The organism is Mesorhizobium sp. M7D.F.Ca.US.004.03.1.1 (genome assembly GCF_003998635.1).
Lineage (GTDB): Bacteria > Pseudomonadota > Alphaproteobacteria > Rhizobiales > Rhizobiaceae > Mesorhizobium > Mesorhizobium loti.
The window spans coordinates 1-1,609 of sequence record NZ_RZQG01001171.1 but is presented as its reverse complement, the minus strand read 5'-3'; the positions used below and the strand labels follow the sequence as shown (position 1 = coordinate 1,609).

Here is a 1,609-nt window from a genome sequence, read left to right as displayed (position 1 = left end):
GCCTATGGCCGACCGCTGACGTTTCGCATGTCGCCACTGTCGGGTCCGGATCTCGCCAGCCATCTCGACCGCGAGGGCTGGAGCCGGTTCGACGAGTCGCTGGTCATGCGGCTGCCGCTGGCCGACGCGCAACTCGACGCCGCCATGGACCAGATTCCGCTGAAGGACATCAGCCGCTTCATCGGCGCGTCGCTCAAGGTCAGCGGTTCGGATGTTTCGCTGCGGCCCGGCCTGTCGGAGATCATCGGCGCCATCCAGCCCGAGGCCGGACTGTTCGCGCTCGAAGATGGCGCCGAAGCGTTGGCAACGCTGATCTGCGTGCATGACGGCGATCTTGCCGGCCTGTTCGAGGTCGCCACCGACAAGTCGGCGCGCAACAAGGGCCACGGCCGCAACCTGATCCTGTCGGCGCTGAAATGGGCGCGGCTGCGTGGGGCGCGGGAAGCCTGGCTGCAGGTCGAGGCCGGCAATGTTCCGGCGCTGGCGCTCTACCATTCGCTCGGCTTCGACGAAGTCTATCGCTACCACTACCGCCGGCCGCCGGGTCATGAATGAAGTATTGGCATGAATGAGGTGACGATCGCCGGCAAGCGTCTGCTCCTGGTCGCCGCCTGCGCGCTGGTCGATGCCGACGGCCGGGTGCTTTTGGCGCAGCGGCCAGAGGGCAAGCAACTTGCCGGGCTGTGGGAATTTCCCGGCGGCAAGGTCGAACCCGGCGAGACGCCCGAACAATGCATCATTCGCGAACTGCACGAGGAAATCGGCATCGAAACCGATATCCCGTGCCTGGCGCCGCTCACCTTCGCCAGTCATTCCTACGACGATTTCCACCTGCTGATGCCGCTGTTCATCTGCCGCCGTTTCCGCGGCATCGCCCAACCCAGGGAAGGCCAGGCGCTGAAATGGGTGCGGCCAAAGCAGATGCGCGACTATCCGATGCCGCCGGCCGACGCGCCGCTGATCCCCTTCCTCATCGATCTTCTTTGAGGGCTTCTCGCCCGGCCGCTTCCTGGCCGAGGCGTTGTATCAGCCAGCGTTAATGGAAGATTTATCTCATCATGAAAAATTGAAGCATCGCCGTTCGCGGCCGCGCCGCCAATTCGCTGGGGAGCGATAGCATGAGCCTAGACAGGGATTGGGACTCGATCCGGCCCGAGCGCAGCTTTCGCGCCGCCGACGCAGGCATGGGCATATTGCGGATCACGCTTTTGTTCGGTTCGGCCGCGGTGGCGCTGGCGCTGATCGCAACCCCTTTCCTCGACAGCCAGACACGATCGCTGTCGGCCCGCGATGATCTTGCCGGCGGGCTCGACATGACGGCCACCGGCTCGGTCAGCCATCGCGAAACCTACACGCTGCGCCGCAGCGTGCTGCAGCCGCAGCCCAGTTCGGTCTGCATCATCCGGTCCAATGGCAGAAGCAGCGGCGACTGCTGACATGGTTAAGAGTTTTCGGCAAGGCGGCGGTTTCACCGCCTGTTAAGCCTTTGCCGTTAACCTTTCTTAACGGATCGGCGGTAATCTCCTGGCGAGAGGGGTCGAGGTCATGAAAGCAGTGCTGCTGGGTTTTCTGAAGGACGAGACCGGCGCGACAGCCATCGAGTATGGAC

The 1,609-nt window shown here is 63.8% G+C and carries 3 protein-coding genes; all 3 read left to right on the top strand.

What is annotated here, in order from left to right; genetic code table 11:
- A partial coding sequence (locus tag EN935_RS35205; protein WP_164771650.1) for a GNAT family N-acetyltransferase occupies positions 1-555 on the top strand: 555 nt, incomplete at its 5' end.
- A gap of 9 nt (positions 556-564) precedes the next feature.
- Entirely contained in the window at positions 565-987 is a 423-nt protein-coding gene (locus EN935_RS35200) for a (deoxy)nucleoside triphosphate pyrophosphohydrolase (RefSeq protein ID WP_127264512.1), read from the top strand.
- 131 nt (positions 988-1,118) lie between these two features.
- Positions 1,119-1,436, top strand: coding sequence for a hypothetical protein (locus EN935_RS35195; protein WP_127264513.1), 318 nt, complete (start codon positions 1,119-1,121; stop codon positions 1,434-1,436).
- Positions 1,437-1,609 lie beyond the last annotated feature (173 nt).

Coding starts and splice junctions, on each gene's coding strand:
- EN935_RS35200 (WP_127264512.1), top strand. CDS start 565: ATGAATGAGGTGACGATCGCCGGCAAGCGTCTGCTCCTGGTCGCCGCC.
- EN935_RS35195 (WP_127264513.1), top strand. CDS start 1,119: ATGAGCCTAGACAGGGATTGGGACTCGATCCGGCCCGAGCGCAGCTTT.